Genomic DNA, 14,981 nt, shown 5'->3' on the forward strand with positions numbered 1-14,981 from the left:
GGAGTGTTTTACTATGGGCTATGATTATAATGAATGTAAAAGACGTTTGGAGCAAAAAAAGTTAAAGGCTTGTTTAGAAATGCATTGTATGGATTTTTCTACTTCAAAGGCATATCATGATTCATGTGGAGACCAAGGAATATATCAAGCAGTACATGTGGTAATGTGTAGGAATAGTAAGACAGGAGAAACACTTCCATCTTCTACAGAACATTTAATTGATGACTGTATAGCTAAACGTATGGAGAATAAAGACTGGAATTTAGAAGATTGTTGTTGCTGCTGTTCATGCTTTGCAGATGGTACTTTCATTGCAATACCAGATGGAGAAGTAGAAGTACAAAATATTAAAAATGGTGATGAGGTATTGGGAGGCTCTATAAAAAAGGCTGGAGAAAAAATAAATCTTGCATGGGAGCCTGTAAAAGTACAATTTAGTACAGGGACAGAAAGTGGAGAACAACCATCAATGGTATACATTGTATATCGTTCTTTAGATGAAGAAAGTTCAGATGAGTTAGAAAAGAAAATAAAAAATGGTAAGAGCGAATTAATCGTAACTGCAGACCACGTATTTTTACTTGCTAATGGAAAATTTACTGTGGCAGGTAAATTGAAACCTGGAGACATGTTAATTGACAAAGATGGAAATGAAGTACCTGTTTTAACTGCAAGTTTAGGTCATTATACTGGTGGAGTTCATCATATAACAACTGATATTAATTTTGAGGGAAGTGCTGACAAACATTTAGTTATTGCAGGTGGAGTAGTTTGTGGGGATTATACACTTCAACTTCACTTTGAAGATTTAGAGGATAATCTAAAAGTGGAAAACTACAATGAATTACCTATTATAGGAAGTGAAGAACATATGAAAGCATGTAAACATCTTGTGAAAGAAAGAGGTGTGTTACTTTTCCATAAAGAGGACAACACAGAGGTGGCCATTAATAAAAAATTCTCACCATATAAATTTGGATATAAAGGAACTATAACATCTGCACATACCCTATTTACAAGAGAACAAGCAAATGATATATTCCAAAATGGCACACAATTTCCAATACATATGACATTGGGCTTAAATGCAATCCAATATTTAATAAAACTATTTAAAGGATTTTATCCAGATATAAATATACATTTAGAATGGGATAGAATAGAACCAAATGTATATGCATTTGAAGAATATGGAGTAAAGACTGTCCTAGTATCTGGTGGATTAGTTAGAATGGAAAACTTAGATGTTGAGGGTCTTGCTATGGCAATTGGTCATGGGATAGGTCGTTTCTATGGAGGAGTACCACAAAATAGTGATAAAATGTCAGGGACAGGACCATCAGATTATTATTCGTTTGGTGTTGTAAGTAGAAAAATATGGTTTGGTGACCAATGGATGACTTTAACTCTTAGAGGATATGAGCAATTGGGAGATTTATGTAGATTAATATCAGATGAAAATGCTACAGGAAATGAATATAATGTTTGTGAAGAACCATCTATAAAATGTAGATTGAGCGCAATGGCTTCTGGTATACAAGGAGGAAGTTTACCAGTTTGTGCAGGTGGTGTAGAAAAGCCAAAATTAAAACTTGAAGCAGTTGATAATAATAATGATGGAATTTCTCTTACTTTTAATATGACACTTGATAAGGTATTAGCAGAAGATGAATTGAACTACTTGATAGCCCCAGTAGTTCAAGTAGAAGATATTATAGTAGATTCTAAAAGAGATTTTATAGTGAATATAAAGGCTAAATTTGAATCTGGAAAAGAGTATACTATAAGTGTTAAAAATCTAAAATCTATATATAAGACTGACTTAGATTCAAAATATTCTTCTATTGTTTATATATGTAAAGAGTAAATTGTATAAATATTAATTACATTAACATGCTATAAGATAGACAAAAAATAAAACTGAATATAAATAATTTTCTGAAAAAAATGCTTGTCCCTACATATCTAATATGCTATAATATAATCAAATAAGAGAAAGGGGTGATTCCAGTGGGAACGGATGTGGCACAGCCAAATGATGAAGAAAACTCAATTATAATCTATGAAATAAAGTTAGATGTTTTTAGTGCTATATTAAGTACTGGAAAAACTCAAAAGCTGGGATAATTATTGGAATTGCCTAGACTTAAAATTTTGGTAGTAAAATAGTCATATTGTATAGCCAAAGCATCTAAGTTTTAAAGTTATTTGTAAGAATTAAAACTTTTACAAATTGCATATTTGCTTATAATTTAGTTAGAAAAATTTACGTAAAAAATTGCTTTTGATATGTGCATATGTAAAGAAATATGTATATATGATTAGGTAATAGGCTAGATATGTATGTAAAGAAATATGTATTTAGTAAAATATATGTATATGTAAAGAAATATATATATTATGTGTATAAGATTTTTAGTATAGATTGGTGAATAATAAAAGCAACTTATTATGTTATGGAAAACTAATTTATGTTTGTAAAAAATATATTTAAGATTTGGTTGATATATAGTTGCAAAAATATTGTTTAGTATGAAAAAATAAGTCGAGATAAAAGTTTAAAATAATTGATTTAAATATAGTTTGTTTTGACATCTAATAAATTGAAATAATTTATAAAAATAGACATCTTCTCATAGTGAAAATATACTATGGGAAGGTGTTTTTGTTTTGTATTAAAGATATTATTAAAGATTTGCATGGTTTTACATTTTAATATAATATAGACATGATAATATATATATATTAATAAAATTTAAAAGAGAAAGGTGAGAAAGATGTATTATATAGGTGTAGACATTGGAGGAACAGGCATACAAGCAGGTGTGGTTGATAATCAAGGAAAGATACTTTTTAGAACAGAATGTAAAACTGTGGTTGAAAAGGGATTTGAAGGAATACTAGATGATATAAAAATAATGATTGATAAATTGTTAGAAGAAAACAATCTAAAGATGAAAGAGATAAAGTCTATTGGATTTGGAGTACCTGGGTTTATAAATAAAAAAGGTTTAGTAACTTGTGTAAACTTAAAATGGGATGGAGAAAGTTTTGAGAATGAACTAAAAAGAAGGTTTCCAAATGTTGAAATTCATGGAGAAAATGATGCAACAGTAGCAGCACTTGGAGAATCAAAGTTTGGAAGTATGAAAGGTGCAGATGTTGGAGTTTTATATACTTTAGGAACTGGAGTAGGTGGAGGAATAGTAATTAATCAAAAAGTTTTTTCTGGAGCCCATGGATTAGGCTCAGAAATAGGGCATCAAGTAATAGGAGAAAACTATTTTGATTGCAATTGTGGAAATAATGGTTGTGTGGAAACTTTTTGTTCAGCAACTGCCATTATAAAATATTCTCAAAAACTTATACAAGAAGGTAGAAAAAGTATGATTTTAGATTTAGCAGAAGGAGATTTGAAAAAAATAAATGCAAAGATGGTGTTTGATGCACATAGAGAAAACGACACAGTTGCAATTGAAGTAATAACTAGATTTAAAACTTATTTAGCAAAAACATTTGCAAATACAATAAATACATTAGACCCAGAAGTGATATCAATTGGTGGAGGAGTTTCTAAAGCAAGTGATATAATACTTGATGGGATTGAAGAATTGGTAAGAAAGTTTGTTTTATACAAAAAAGAAGATATAGCAAAAATTGTATGTGCAACCCTAGGTTCAGATGCAGGAATTATAGGAGCAGCTTTTTTATAAGATAAATGAATCAAAAATATTGGGGGCATGATATATGAGTAAGATAAATGCTAAAAGAACTCTTTTTTTAGTGGCTATAGGCTCAGGAACTATGCTGAATCCTCTTAATTCATCTATGATTTCACTTGCATTACATAGTATACAAAACGATTTTAATATTAGTTTTACAACTGTGTCTTGGATGGTTTCAGCCTTTTATTTAGCTAGTGCTATTGCACAGCCAGTTTCAGGAAAGATTGGAGATTTAATAGGTAGAAAAGTTTTATTTTTAAGTGGTTTAATACTCGTAAGTTTTTCAGCATTTATGGTACCATTTACTCAATCATTCTTTATATTGATTTTTATAAGAGTAATTCAAGCTATTGGAACAAGTACATTGTATCCATCTGGAGTTGCTCTTATACAAAATAATATAAAGGAAAGACAATCTTCTGCATTAGCAGTTTTAACTATTTTTGCTTCAACTACAGCAGGATTAGGTCCAACTTTAGGCGGAGTATTGCTTGATTTAGGTGGATGGCATGCTATATTTCTTGTAAATATACCAATTGTTATGGTTGCCATTTGTCTAGGATATTTTTTATTTCCAAAAGAAATAAAAGAGAAAAAAAGTATAAAAGAGACTTTTAAGAATGTTTTATCAAGATTAGATGTTGTTGGTATAGTTTTATTTTCAATTGCAATGATTTTTATATTACTATTCTTATTATCAGTTAAGGAGTCTTTTAATTTAGAGCAATTTGTATTAGGATTAATTTTGATGTGCATTTTTATTTGGCATGAACTGAGAACGAGATTACCCTTTATAGATATTAAACTTTTTATGAGTAATCCTAAGTTATCAAAGGTATATTTACAGTTTATTATATTAAACTTCTTCAATTATATCTTATTTTTTGGTCTTCCAAGTTATTTTCAAGATGCACTACATTACAGTGCTAGGTCAACTGGTCTATTTATGTTGTTCATGTCTGGTATAGGAATTTTCATATCTCCATTGACTGGAAAATGGATAGACAAATCTGGAACTAGAGTACCTCTTATAGTGTCATCAATTTTTATGTTGATTAGTGCAATACTTCTTTCATTAATCTTTATTCAAATACCAGTAATAGGTAAGGGGATAATTTTATCATTAGCAGGTGTTAGTTATGGAGTTGGTAATGTAGCATTACAATCTTCAATGTTTAAAGAAAGTCCTCCTGAGAGCATAGGTACAGCCTCTGGTCTATTTCAAACTAGTCGTTATTTAGGTTCAATTTTTGCTACTGTACTACTTGGAATGGTATTTGAAGCAACTATAACATCAAGTCAATTTAAAATTTTAGGATATGTTATGGTGATTTTAGGTACAATAAGTTTTTTGCTAAACTTTGTTTTTACAAAACAATTAAAGCAAGCGAAATAATGTATTAAAGAAATAATAGATTCAATAAGATTAAAGATATTATTTATAAAAAAGGATATCTTATCAAATATTTACAAGTTTAAAGGAGAGAATATTTGATAAATAACATTTGATAAAGTATATAGTATTTTAACTTAAAATCAAGCAGAAATGTGAGTTAGCATTTCTGCTTGATTTAGCAGTTAATTTTTTTTATATAGAAAATAAGATTTTACACTTAGATAAAAAATCATTGCATTTTCAAAGTTTTTTAAATCAAGGTTGAGTATTTCATTAATTTTTTCCAACCTATATACCAGTGTATTTCTATGTAAAAACATATCACTAGATGTTTTAGAGATGTTTAAGTCATTATTTATAAATTTTATTCCTGTAGATAGAAGTTCTTCATCAATAGATTTTATTTTATTGAAGTCTATCAGTCTATTAAGTACATCGTCTTTGTTAATTAAGTCTAAAGTTTTATACCTAATAAGGTCAAATAAATTTAAAAATTTATCCTTAGCATTATCTTTTACAATATAAGATAGTAAATTAGAGCATAACTGCAATCTAAAATTAAAATCAGATTTGTTATCTAACTCACCAAGATAGAAAATATAAGTACTTTGATAAGTTTCAGTTTCAATTATATTTTGTGTAGTTACATTAATGTCTAAGTTATACTTAGAGTTTACTACAAAAAAACTACTATGTTGAATTGTATTTATATCATCATATAAGTTATAAAAAATACCTTTTAGATATTCAAAATCTATATGTGGCTGATAAATTAAATAAAAGTGACCATTTAGATTATCTAAGTTATTTTCATCTAAAAAATCAATAACATAAACAGTATCATTAAAAGTAACTAAATGACTATTGGCATCTAAACTTTGATTTTTATAAGGGTAAATATTTATTTTTTTATTGAGTTGTTTTTCAAAAAAACTTTTCAAGTCTTCCATAAAGTCTCCTTAGAAATAAGATTATACTCTTATCTTATAGCTAAGTCAGTTTCTTTGTCAAATAAGTGTACTCTATTATTATCAACTGAAAGAGTTAAATTATCACCAACATCAACTCTATTTTTGCTGTCAAATCGAATTGCTATTGTATTTACATCTAATTTTAAATGAGCATAGGTCTCTGCTCCCATAAGTTCTTTTATTTCAACTGTTGATTTAAAGCAAGTATCTTGATTAGATTTAACAAAAGTATCTTCTATATGTATATCTTCTGGTCTAATACCCATAATAACTTCTTTTTTAATATAGTTGTCTTTTATTAAATCATAGTGTTTTTCTCTATTTAATTTTATCTTAATGTATTCGCTTTTAGCATATATTTCTTCATTCTCTTCTATTAATGTAACATTAATAAAGTTCATCTGTGGAGCTCCAATAAATCCTGCAACAAACACATTAGCTGGATAGTCGTATACATCTTGTGGAGTTGCAATCTGTTGTACCACTCCGTCTTTCATTACTACTATTCTGTCAGCCATAGTCATAGCTTCAACTTGGTCATGTGTTACATAGATGAATGTAGTTCCAAGCTGTTGATGTAACTTAGTTATTTCTGTTCTCATGGCAGTTCTAAGTTTTGCGTCCAAGTTAGATAAAGGTTCATCCATTAAGAATACCTTAGGATTTCTAACTATTGCACGTCCTAGAGCAACTCTTTGTCTTTGTCCACCAGATAGTGTTTTAGGTTTTTTATCTAAAAGAGGGACTAAATCCAATATTTTAGCGGCTTCTTTAACTTTTTTATCTATTTCATCTTTTGGCATTTTTCTAAGTTTAAGTGCAAATGCCATGTTTTCATAAACAGATAAGTGAGGATATAAAGCATAATTTTGAAAAACCATTGCTATGTCTCTATCTTTTGGTTCTATATCATTGACAAGTTTATCTCCTATATATAATTCTCCAGAAGATATTTCTTCAAGACCAGCAATCATTCTAAGCGTTGTCGATTTACCACAACCAGATGGTCCCACTAAAACTATAAATTCCTTATCTTTAATATCTATATTTATATTTTTTACTGCATTAAATCCATTAGAATAAAGTTTTGATATATCTTTTAATATTACTTCTGACATTGTAATTCTCCTTAATAATTTAAAATTTAATTATATAATATCAGATGATTTTATTGTAGGAAACATATAAAATAACCAAAAATTTTTGTTTAAAATGTATATCTTGCTAATTTGTATATAATAAATATAATGTGAACTATTTAAAATGTATTAAGGGAAAAGCATAATCAAATAAAGTGCTAAAAATAAGTTAGACAATTTATTATAAATTAAGTAAATTAACTATAATGTAGATATAAACTAATAAAAAATTTATAAAACAAAAAAGTATGATATTTGTGATATAATAAAAGTTATGGAAAAATAGGAAAATTAATATAGAAAAGAGAGGTAAACTTATGAATAATTGGATAGAAGTAACTATAAAAACAACAACAGAGGCAGTTGAGCCAATAACAAATATACTATATGAACAAGGTGCTGGAGGGGCTGTAATAGAAGACCCAAAAGATTTCTTATTTCAAAAGAAAAATGAATTAGATTGGGATTATGTAGAAGAAGAAGTATTTAAAAAGAATGAAGAAGATGGTGTACTGATAAAGACTTATGTGTCAGAAGAAAAAAATGTGATGGAATTTGTCGAAATAATAAAGCAAAAAGTTTTAGGACTAAGAGATTTTGGTATAGATATAGGTGAAGGAAGTGTGTCATTAGACCAAGTAAATGAAGCTGATTGGGCAAATGCATGGAAAGCATACTATAAACCAACAAAAGTAGGTCAAAAGGTAGTAGTAAAACCTACATGGGAAGATTACGATATGCAAGAAGGGGATTTGATAATAGAGCTTGACCCTGGTATGGCTTTTGGTACAGGAACACATGAGACTACTAGTATGTGTATTAGAGAATTAGAGAAATATGTAAATAAAGATTCTAAAGTATTTGATATTGGTTGTGGTAGCGGAATTCTTGCAATAGCAGCAGCTAAATTAGGGGCAAAAGAGGTTGTAGCTGTAGATTTAGACGAAGTTGCAGTGAAAGTTGCAAAAGAAAATGTGCTTGAAAATAAAGTTGAAGAGAATGTATCTGTAATGCATGGGAATTTAACAGATGTAATAAAAGATAAAGCTGATGTTGTAGTTGCAAATATAATCGCTGATATAATAAAAATACTTGCAAAAGATGTACAAAATTTTATGAAAGAAGATGCTATATTTATATCTTCAGGTATAATTTTGGACAAAGTAGAGGAAGTTAAAGAAAGCTTAATCGAAAATGGATTTGAAATAGTTGAGGTTCAAAAACTAGGTGAATGGTCAGCGATAGTTTCTAAACTTAAAAAGTAAAAGGCTGGGTGGAATATAATGGATAGATTCTTTGTTGAAAAAAATAATATAAATTTACAAGACAAAGCCTGCATTATAGAAGGTGAAGATGTAAAACATATTTCAAAAGTTTTAAGGTGTAAAATAGGAGAAAAACTTGAGATATGTGATAAAGATAATAATGAGTATATTTGCGAGATAACAAATATAGAAAAAAATATGGTTAATTTAAAAATTTTAGAAGAAGTTGATATAAATAGAGAATCTAAACTTAAGGTAAAATTATATCAAGGTCTTCCAAAAGCTCCAAAGATGGAGATGATACTTCAAAAACTAACTGAAGTTGGTGTAGATGAAATAATATTAGTTCAAACTAAGAGAAGTGTTGCTAAAGTTGATGATAAAAAAGAAGATAAAAAATTTGAACGTTGGGAAAGAATAATTTATGAAGCCGCAAAGCAAAGTAAAAGAGGTAAAATTCCAAATTTAAGAGGTGTTTTAAGTTTTAAAGAAGCTTTAGAAGATATGAAAAAAAATGATGTAAATATTTGTCCTTATGAGAACGAAAGAACTGTCTCAATAAAACAGGCACTTAAAAATTGTGATTCTAATATAGATAGAGTTGGAATTTTTGTAGGTCCAGAGGGTGGTTTTGCTGAGGAAGAAATAGAGCAAGTTCAAAAAGATAATTGCAGTACTGTATCATTAGGACCTAGAATATTGAGAACTGAGACAGCTTCTGTTGTAGCATCAACAATAGCTTTGTATGAGCTGAGTGATTTAGGAGGAGAATAATAAATTGAAAAAAGTAGCTTTTTATACACTTGGGTGTAAAGTCAATCAATACGAAACTGAAGCTATGCTAGAACTATTTGAAAAAGATGGATATGAACAAGTTAATAGTGAAGAATATGCAGACGTTTATGTTATAAATACATGTACCGTAACTCATATGAGTGATAGAAAATCTCGTCAATATATAAGACGAGTTAAAAAGAAAAATCCAGATGCAATAATAGCTGTTGTGGGATGTTATTCACAAGTATCGCCAGAAGAAATTTTGGATATAGAAGAAGTAAACCTAGTCATGGGTACAAATGATAGAAGGAAGATTGTTGAAGAGATTAGAAGGATAGATGCAAGTAAAAAAGTTAGCACAGTTGATGATATAATGAAGGTAAAAGCATTTGAAGAAATAGAAATTAGTCAAACTAATGGAAAGACTAGAGCATTTATGAAAATTCAAGATGGATGCGACAGATTTTGTACCTACTGTATCATTCCTTATGCCCGAGGACGTGTTAGAAGTAGGGATATTGATAGTATAGTTGATGAAGTGAAAAAATTGGCTAAAAATGGCTATAAAGAGGTGGTATTAACAGGAATACATGTAGCCTCTTATGGAAAAGATTTAAAAGATAAGGATATTAAACTTCTTGATGTAATAAAACAAATAAATGAAATAGATGCAATAGAAAGAATTAGACTTAGCTCTGTTGAACCGATTTTGTTTACTGATGAATTTGTGAATGAAGTTTTAAAGATGGAGAAGGTTTGTCCTCATTATCATCTATCTCTTCAAAGTGGATGTGATGAAACTCTAAAAAGAATGAATAGAAGATATACAACTGAAGAGTATAAGACTATTGTGGATAGATTAAGAGATAAAATACCAAATGTAGCAATAACTACAGATGTAATAGTAGGTTTTCCAGGAGAAACTAATGAGGAATTTAAACAAACATACAATTTCTTAAAAGATATAGAGCTTTCACAAATGCATATTTTTAAATATTCGCCAAGAAAAGGAACTCCAGCTGCAACTATGGAAAATCAAATTGACCCTCAAATGAAACACTTTAGAAGTGAACAACTTTTAAATTTAAGTAAAGAAAACTTTAGTAAATTTGCAACTAAATTTATTGGTAGTGAATTAGAAGTCTTATTTGAACAAAATATAGAGGGCAATAAGTTTGAAGGACTGACTTCAAATTATATAAGAGTTGTTGTTGAAAGTGACAAAAACATACAAGGTCAGATATTAAAAGTAAAAATAAATGATGTAAAAAATGAATATGTAGAAGGAATTTTGCTATAACATGTAGAAATTATAATATTTATAAGATAGGAGGTGGAAGGAAATGGATTGTATATTTTGTAAAATAGCGAACGGAGAAATACCTTCAACTAAAGTTTATGAAGATGAAAGAGTATTGGCATTTAATGATTTGAACCCAGTTGCTCCATATCATATATTAGTTGTACCTAAAAAACATTATGATAGTGTAATTGATATTCCTGATATAGAAATGGATATTGTGTCACATATTCATGTTGTTATTAATAAAATAGCTAAAGAGAAAGGTTTTGACCAAACTGGATTCAGAATCATAAATAATTGTGGAAGCGATGGAGGGCAAGAAGTTAAGCATTTGCACTATCATATTTTAGCAGGTAAAAAGCTTCCTAATTACGAAGCAGAACAAAACTAAACTAAATTATTGAAAAATTGAGTTCCTTCTTGATAAAAATACTTGATAAAAGTAAAAATTTAGTTTATAATAAACAAAGTGTTAGGTTGTAATGCATATTATGCAAAAAGAACATAGTTACAGTCCCAGCATAATTGCGCTATTGGAGGGAGGGAAAAAGAAATGTCAGAAGTAAGAGTTAGAGAAAATGAAACATTAGACAGCGCTTTAAGAAGATTTAAGCGTCAATGTGCAATGTCTGGCATCATGTCAGAAGTAAGAAAAAGAGAGCACTATGATAAGCCAAGCGTTAAGCGTAAGAAAAAAGCTGAAGCAGCAAGAAGAAAAAACGCTAAAAAATAGTAGTAAATAAGAATAAAGAGGTGAAGGGGATGTCCCTTAAGCAAAAGTTACAAGAGGATTTGAAATCTTCGATGAAAAACAAAGATACAGTGAGAAAATCTGTAGTAACTTTAATAAGAGCTTCCATAAAGCAGTATGAAGTTGATAATAGAACTGAACTTGATGAAGATGGAATTATCGATGTAATAGCAAAACAATTAAAGCAACGTAGAGATGCATTAGTTGAATTTGAAAAAGCTGGAAGAGAAGACTTAGTAAAAGAAACAGAAGCTGAAATTGAAGTTTTAAAAGAGTACCTACCTCAACAATTAAGCGAAGAAGAGTTAGAAGAAATTGTAAAATGTACTATATCTGAAGTAGGGGCAACATCTATGAAGGATATGGGAAAAATAATGTCAGTTATTCAACCAAAAGTTAAGGGTAGAGCTGACGGAAAACTTATAAATAAGTTGGTAAAACAAAACTTACAATAGATTGATATAGCCTAGAGAGAAATCTCTAGGCTTTTTATAATTTTTGAGAATAACAAGTCATATCTGAGCATATCTATAATCAAAGAAAATTTTGAAAGAAGGGGAAAAATTTGATTATATCGGTAAAGGAAATTAGAAATTTTTTGATAAACATATCAATACCATTAATAATAGGTTATTTAAGTAGTATTTTGACCATGTTGATTAGTGGAACAGATATTTCAACGTACTATCTACAACTTACAAAACCAAGCTTTGCACCACCAGCTTTTATCTTCCCTATTGTTTGGACTATATTGTACATATTGATGGGTATATCTTCATACCTAATATTAAAAAAAGGTTACAACTTGCCTAAAGTAAGAGATGCAGTGTTTTATTATGGATTACAACTTGCATTAAATTTTGTCTGGAGTATACTATTTTTTGGATTTGGACTTAGATTTACAGCTTTAATAGACATAATAATAATGATTATGGTTTCTATAATAGTTATTTTAAAATTTTCTAAAATAGATAAGAGAGCTGGATATATAAATTTGGTTTATTTGATATGGCTGGTTTATGCTGGATTTTTGAATTATTTTATATGGTTTATTAATAAATAGAATGTAAAGGTTTTGTAAATTACCCCGTACTTTTAATAATATCATATCAAATAAAAAATGAATAGACTATTAAAAATAATCATTTTCATATACAATTATATTAATTTAAATATAATAAATGTATCAAAAATATATTTAAAGATTAACATATTAAAGTATTAGAATTGGAAAGGCTCGAAGGGAGAGGTTTTTATGCAAATAATAGTATCTGGAAGACAAATGAAATTAACTGACGGAATAAAAGGATACGTAGATGGAAAATTAAGTAGGTTAGAAAAATACCTTGATCCTGAATCAGAAGTGAAAGTAACAGTAAGTGCGAAAAAGGATAGACAGAAAGTGGAGGTTACAATAATTCCTATTAATGGTCAAATAATAAGGGCAGAAGACGTAGAAGAAGATTTATATGCAGCAATTGACATTGTTTGTGACAAATTAAGTAGACAAGTTGTAAAGTATAAGACTAAGGTTAAAGACAAAGTTCAAAATAATAAAAGCATAAGATTTGAAAATATTGACTTTATAGATAATAGTAGCGAATTTAATGATTATGACTATGATGATGAGGAAGATGAAAATATAGTTATAGAGAGAAGAAAGAAATTTAATGTAAAACCTATGAGTTCAGAAGAGGCAATTCTTCAAATGGAGTTGGTAGGACATAACTTCTATATGTTTAGAAATCAAGATAACTTTGAAATAAATATAGTATATAAGCGTAAAGCAGGTGGATATGGTTTAATAGAGCAAGACTAATAAAAAAATTGTATACTTTTTATATTTTATATACAAAAAAGTAAAAAGGTAATCATGTTGATTTTTATCAATATGATTACCTTTTTCTTGTTTAAATAATATATTAAATATTAGGTATTTACTGTCTAAAAAAATTTAAAACTACTCCATGATAGTATCAATAAAGTGCATAAATACCTATTTTAAGCATAAAATTAATTAAGGGGGTAATGCTTATGTTAGAAATATCCACTGATTTACAAGTAAATCAACCAGTTGTTACTGTTACAAGTAATACTTTTATGAGTATAGAAAATTATCTATCAATACTAGAATATGAAGTTGATTTAATAAAAATAAAGACTAAGGTAAAAACAATTAAAATATCTGGGGATAAACTTTCGCTTAAGTATATTACTGACAGTGAGATAGGTATAAAGGGAATTATATACAATGTGGAGTATGTTGATTAGGAGGAGATACACTTGATAAGTTTTATAAGGGGATACTATGTTATAGTTGTGGAAGGAGTAGGGCTTGAACAATTTTTAAATCATCTTATAAGAAATGGAATAAATGTTTACAATGTAACTAGAATAAAAAATACTAAAATCGAGTTTAATATAAATAGACAAGATATAAAAGAATTTAAGAATATTTATAGAGGAAGTAAGTTTGATATTAAGGTAAAACAAAAAACAGGAGTTCCTTTTATTATTAAAAGAATTTATAAGCACAAAGGTATGTGGATTTGTGCTATTGTTTCTTTACTTTTATTGATGTCAACATCACAATTTGTAACGGATGTATATATACAATCTCCAGAAGGTATAAAAAAAGAAACTCTTAGAAGTGAACTTTATAAAGTTGGAGTAAGACCAGGAGTATACAAAAAGAGTATTGACAGAAAAGAAGTTAGGGACCATATGATGTCAAAATTTAATGATGTCGCATATTTATCTATTAATGTAAAAGGAACCAATATATTTGTTACTGTTACAAAAAAGGCTGAATCCTTAAAATCTACAGACCAATCAAATTATTGTAATGTAATTGCTTTAAAAAATGGTATAATAGAAAAGGTAATCCCTAGAAGTGGTAAGTCTGTTGTTAAATCTGGAGATATAGTCCAAAAGGGCGCTGTTTTACTAAATGGTGCTAATACAAAATCAATACCCGAAGTATGGGCAAGTACTTTTTATGAATCTACTAAAAAGGCAAGCTATGTAGATACTGTAAATAAAAAAACTGGAGAAAAGAAAAAGGTACACACAATAAGTTTTTATGATAAAGAATTTACAATTAGAAAAAATATAAAATATAAAAATTATGTTGTTGAAAATAAAGAAAAAAGACTTTCAATGGGAGATTATACTTTCCCTATAAAAATAAAGACGAGTACTTTTTATGAAACCAAAAAAGTTGAAGTGAAAAAGAACAAAGAAGAGTTGAAAAAAGAATTATCTGAAAAAGCTTTAAAAGAATTAGAATACATAATACCAGCTTCGGCTAGAATAATAGATGTAAAACATAGCTATAAGGTTAATAAAAATATGTTAGAATATTTAATAACAGTTCAAACTAGTGAAAATATAGCTAAAATTTATCCTCTTAGTAAAGCAGAGGCAGAAAGATTTATAAAGGAAGATAGTAAACCAAAAGAGGGAGAAGAGGAAGTTCCTTCTAATCCACAAAAAAGACCAATAAATGATATAAGAAATGAGTTTAATGAGGATAATAAAGATAATAACGACCAAAATAATTCTGATGGAAATAATAGTAATCAAAATAGTAACAATAGTCAAAATAATAATAGTAACAACAATTAATAAAATTTAACCTAAAACTTGAGGAGG

General features: G+C 28.3%; 15 protein-coding genes. 13 read left to right on the plus strand and 2 right to left on the minus strand.

From position 1 onward, the window contains the following. The first annotated feature begins 13 nt into the window (after positions 1-13). From JJC01_07065 to JJC01_07075, 3 genes are all read left to right on the plus strand, one after another. Positions 14-1,867 carry a hypothetical protein gene (locus tag JJC01_07065; GenBank protein UDN59608.1) on the plus strand — a complete coding sequence of 618 codons (1,854 nt, stop codon included), beginning with the start codon at positions 14-16 and terminating at the stop codon, positions 1,865-1,867. A 910-nt stretch (positions 1,868-2,777) separates the two neighbouring features. After that, positions 2,778-3,713: an ROK family protein gene (locus tag JJC01_07070; GenBank protein UDN59609.1), complete on the plus strand. Its 936-nt coding sequence runs from the start codon at positions 2,778-2,780 to the stop codon at positions 3,711-3,713. Between the two features lie 34 nt (positions 3,714-3,747). After that, positions 3,748-5,121 (plus strand): MFS transporter, encoded by a 1,374-nt coding sequence (locus tag JJC01_07075; GenBank protein UDN59610.1) that lies wholly within the window; start codon positions 3,748-3,750, stop codon positions 5,119-5,121. 182 nt (positions 5,122-5,303) lie between these two features. Here JJC01_07075 and JJC01_07080 read toward each other — a convergent pair whose 3' ends face one another. Both JJC01_07080 and ugpC read right to left on the minus strand, forming a co-directional pair. Further along, a complete protein-coding gene (locus JJC01_07080) occupies positions 5,304-6,071 on the minus strand; it encodes a helix-turn-helix domain-containing protein (GenBank protein UDN59611.1) in 768 nt (255 codons plus the stop codon). Between the two features lie 29 nt (positions 6,072-6,100). Further along, positions 6,101-7,210 carry a sn-glycerol-3-phosphate ABC transporter ATP-binding protein UgpC gene (ugpC, locus tag JJC01_07085; GenBank protein ID UDN59612.1) on the minus strand — a complete coding sequence of 370 codons (1,110 nt, stop codon included), beginning with the start codon at positions 7,208-7,210 and terminating at the stop codon, positions 6,101-6,103. A gap of 338 nt (positions 7,211-7,548) precedes the next feature. On the opposite strand from ugpC, the gene prmA reads away from it, so the two are divergent. From prmA to yqfD, 10 genes are all read left to right on the plus strand, one after another. Beyond that, positions 7,549-8,496 carry a 50S ribosomal protein L11 methyltransferase gene (gene prmA, locus JJC01_07090; GenBank protein UDN59613.1) on the plus strand — a complete coding sequence of 316 codons (948 nt, stop codon included), beginning with the start codon at positions 7,549-7,551 and terminating at the stop codon, positions 8,494-8,496. An 18-nt stretch (positions 8,497-8,514) separates the two neighbouring features. Continuing rightward, positions 8,515-9,270, plus strand: a complete 756-nt coding sequence (locus JJC01_07095; GenBank protein ID UDN59614.1) for a 16S rRNA (uracil(1498)-N(3))-methyltransferase — start codon at positions 8,515-8,517, stop codon at positions 9,268-9,270. Positions 9,271-9,274: 4 nt separating this feature from the next. Then, positions 9,275-10,573 carry a tRNA (N(6)-L-threonylcarbamoyladenosine(37)-C(2))-methylthiotransferase MtaB gene (gene mtaB / locus JJC01_07100; GenBank protein UDN59615.1) on the plus strand — a complete coding sequence of 433 codons (1,299 nt, stop codon included), beginning with the start codon at positions 9,275-9,277 and terminating at the stop codon, positions 10,571-10,573. Positions 10,574-10,616: 43 nt separating this feature from the next. Continuing rightward, positions 10,617-10,967, plus strand: a complete 351-nt coding sequence (locus JJC01_07105) for a histidine triad nucleotide-binding protein (GenBank protein ID UDN59616.1) — start codon at positions 10,617-10,619, stop codon at positions 10,965-10,967. A gap of 162 nt (positions 10,968-11,129) precedes the next feature. After that, entirely contained in the window at positions 11,130-11,309 is a 180-nt protein-coding gene (locus JJC01_07110; GenBank protein ID UDN59617.1) for a 30S ribosomal protein S21, read from the plus strand. 29 nt (positions 11,310-11,338) lie between these two features. Beyond that, positions 11,339-11,782, plus strand: a complete 444-nt coding sequence (locus JJC01_07115; GenBank protein ID UDN59618.1) for a GatB/YqeY domain-containing protein — start codon at positions 11,339-11,341, stop codon at positions 11,780-11,782. Between the two features lie 110 nt (positions 11,783-11,892). Continuing rightward, complete coding sequence (locus JJC01_07120; GenBank protein UDN59619.1) at positions 11,893-12,390, plus strand: tryptophan-rich sensory protein; 498 nt, start codon at positions 11,893-11,895, stop codon at positions 12,388-12,390. A gap of 192 nt (positions 12,391-12,582) precedes the next feature. Continuing rightward, positions 12,583-13,146 (plus strand): ribosome-associated translation inhibitor RaiA, encoded by a 564-nt coding sequence (gene raiA / locus JJC01_07125; GenBank protein ID UDN59620.1) that lies wholly within the window; start codon positions 12,583-12,585, stop codon positions 13,144-13,146. Between the two features lie 215 nt (positions 13,147-13,361). Continuing rightward, positions 13,362-13,598, plus strand: coding sequence for a YabP/YqfC family sporulation protein (locus JJC01_07130; protein UDN59621.1), 237 nt, complete (start codon positions 13,362-13,364; stop codon positions 13,596-13,598). A 12-nt stretch (positions 13,599-13,610) separates the two neighbouring features. Continuing rightward, the gene (gene yqfD / locus JJC01_07135) at positions 13,611-14,954 is read left to right on the plus strand and encodes a sporulation protein YqfD (protein UDN59622.1); all 1,344 of its coding nucleotides are present in this window, start codon (positions 13,611-13,613) and stop codon (positions 14,952-14,954) included. The last annotated feature ends 27 nt before the right edge of the window (positions 14,955-14,981 follow it).

This window comes from Clostridioides sp. ES-S-0010-02 (assembly GCA_020641055.1).
Classification (GTDB): Bacteria; Bacillota; Clostridia; order Peptostreptococcales; family Peptostreptococcaceae; genus Clostridioides.

Coding starts and splice junctions, on each gene's coding strand:
- JJC01_07065 (UDN59608.1), top strand. CDS start 14: ATGGGCTATGATTATAATGAATGTAAAAGACGTTTGGAGCAAAAAAAG.
- JJC01_07070 (UDN59609.1), top strand. CDS start 2,778: ATGTATTATATAGGTGTAGACATTGGAGGAACAGGCATACAAGCAGGT.
- JJC01_07075 (UDN59610.1), top strand. CDS start 3,748: ATGAGTAAGATAAATGCTAAAAGAACTCTTTTTTTAGTGGCTATAGGC.
- JJC01_07080 (UDN59611.1), bottom strand. CDS start 6,071: ATGGAAGACTTGAAAAGTTTTTTTGAAAAACAACTCAATAAAAAAATA.
- ugpC (UDN59612.1), bottom strand. CDS start 7,210: ATGTCAGAAGTAATATTAAAAGATATATCAAAACTTTATTCTAATGGA.
- prmA (UDN59613.1), top strand. CDS start 7,549: ATGAATAATTGGATAGAAGTAACTATAAAAACAACAACAGAGGCAGTT.
- JJC01_07095 (UDN59614.1), top strand. CDS start 8,515: ATGGATAGATTCTTTGTTGAAAAAAATAATATAAATTTACAAGACAAA.
- JJC01_07105 (UDN59616.1), top strand. CDS start 10,617: ATGGATTGTATATTTTGTAAAATAGCGAACGGAGAAATACCTTCAACT.
- JJC01_07110 (UDN59617.1), top strand. CDS start 11,130: ATGTCAGAAGTAAGAGTTAGAGAAAATGAAACATTAGACAGCGCTTTA.
- JJC01_07115 (UDN59618.1), top strand. CDS start 11,339: ATGTCCCTTAAGCAAAAGTTACAAGAGGATTTGAAATCTTCGATGAAA.
- raiA (UDN59620.1), top strand. CDS start 12,583: ATGCAAATAATAGTATCTGGAAGACAAATGAAATTAACTGACGGAATA.
- JJC01_07130 (UDN59621.1), top strand. CDS start 13,362: ATGTTAGAAATATCCACTGATTTACAAGTAAATCAACCAGTTGTTACT.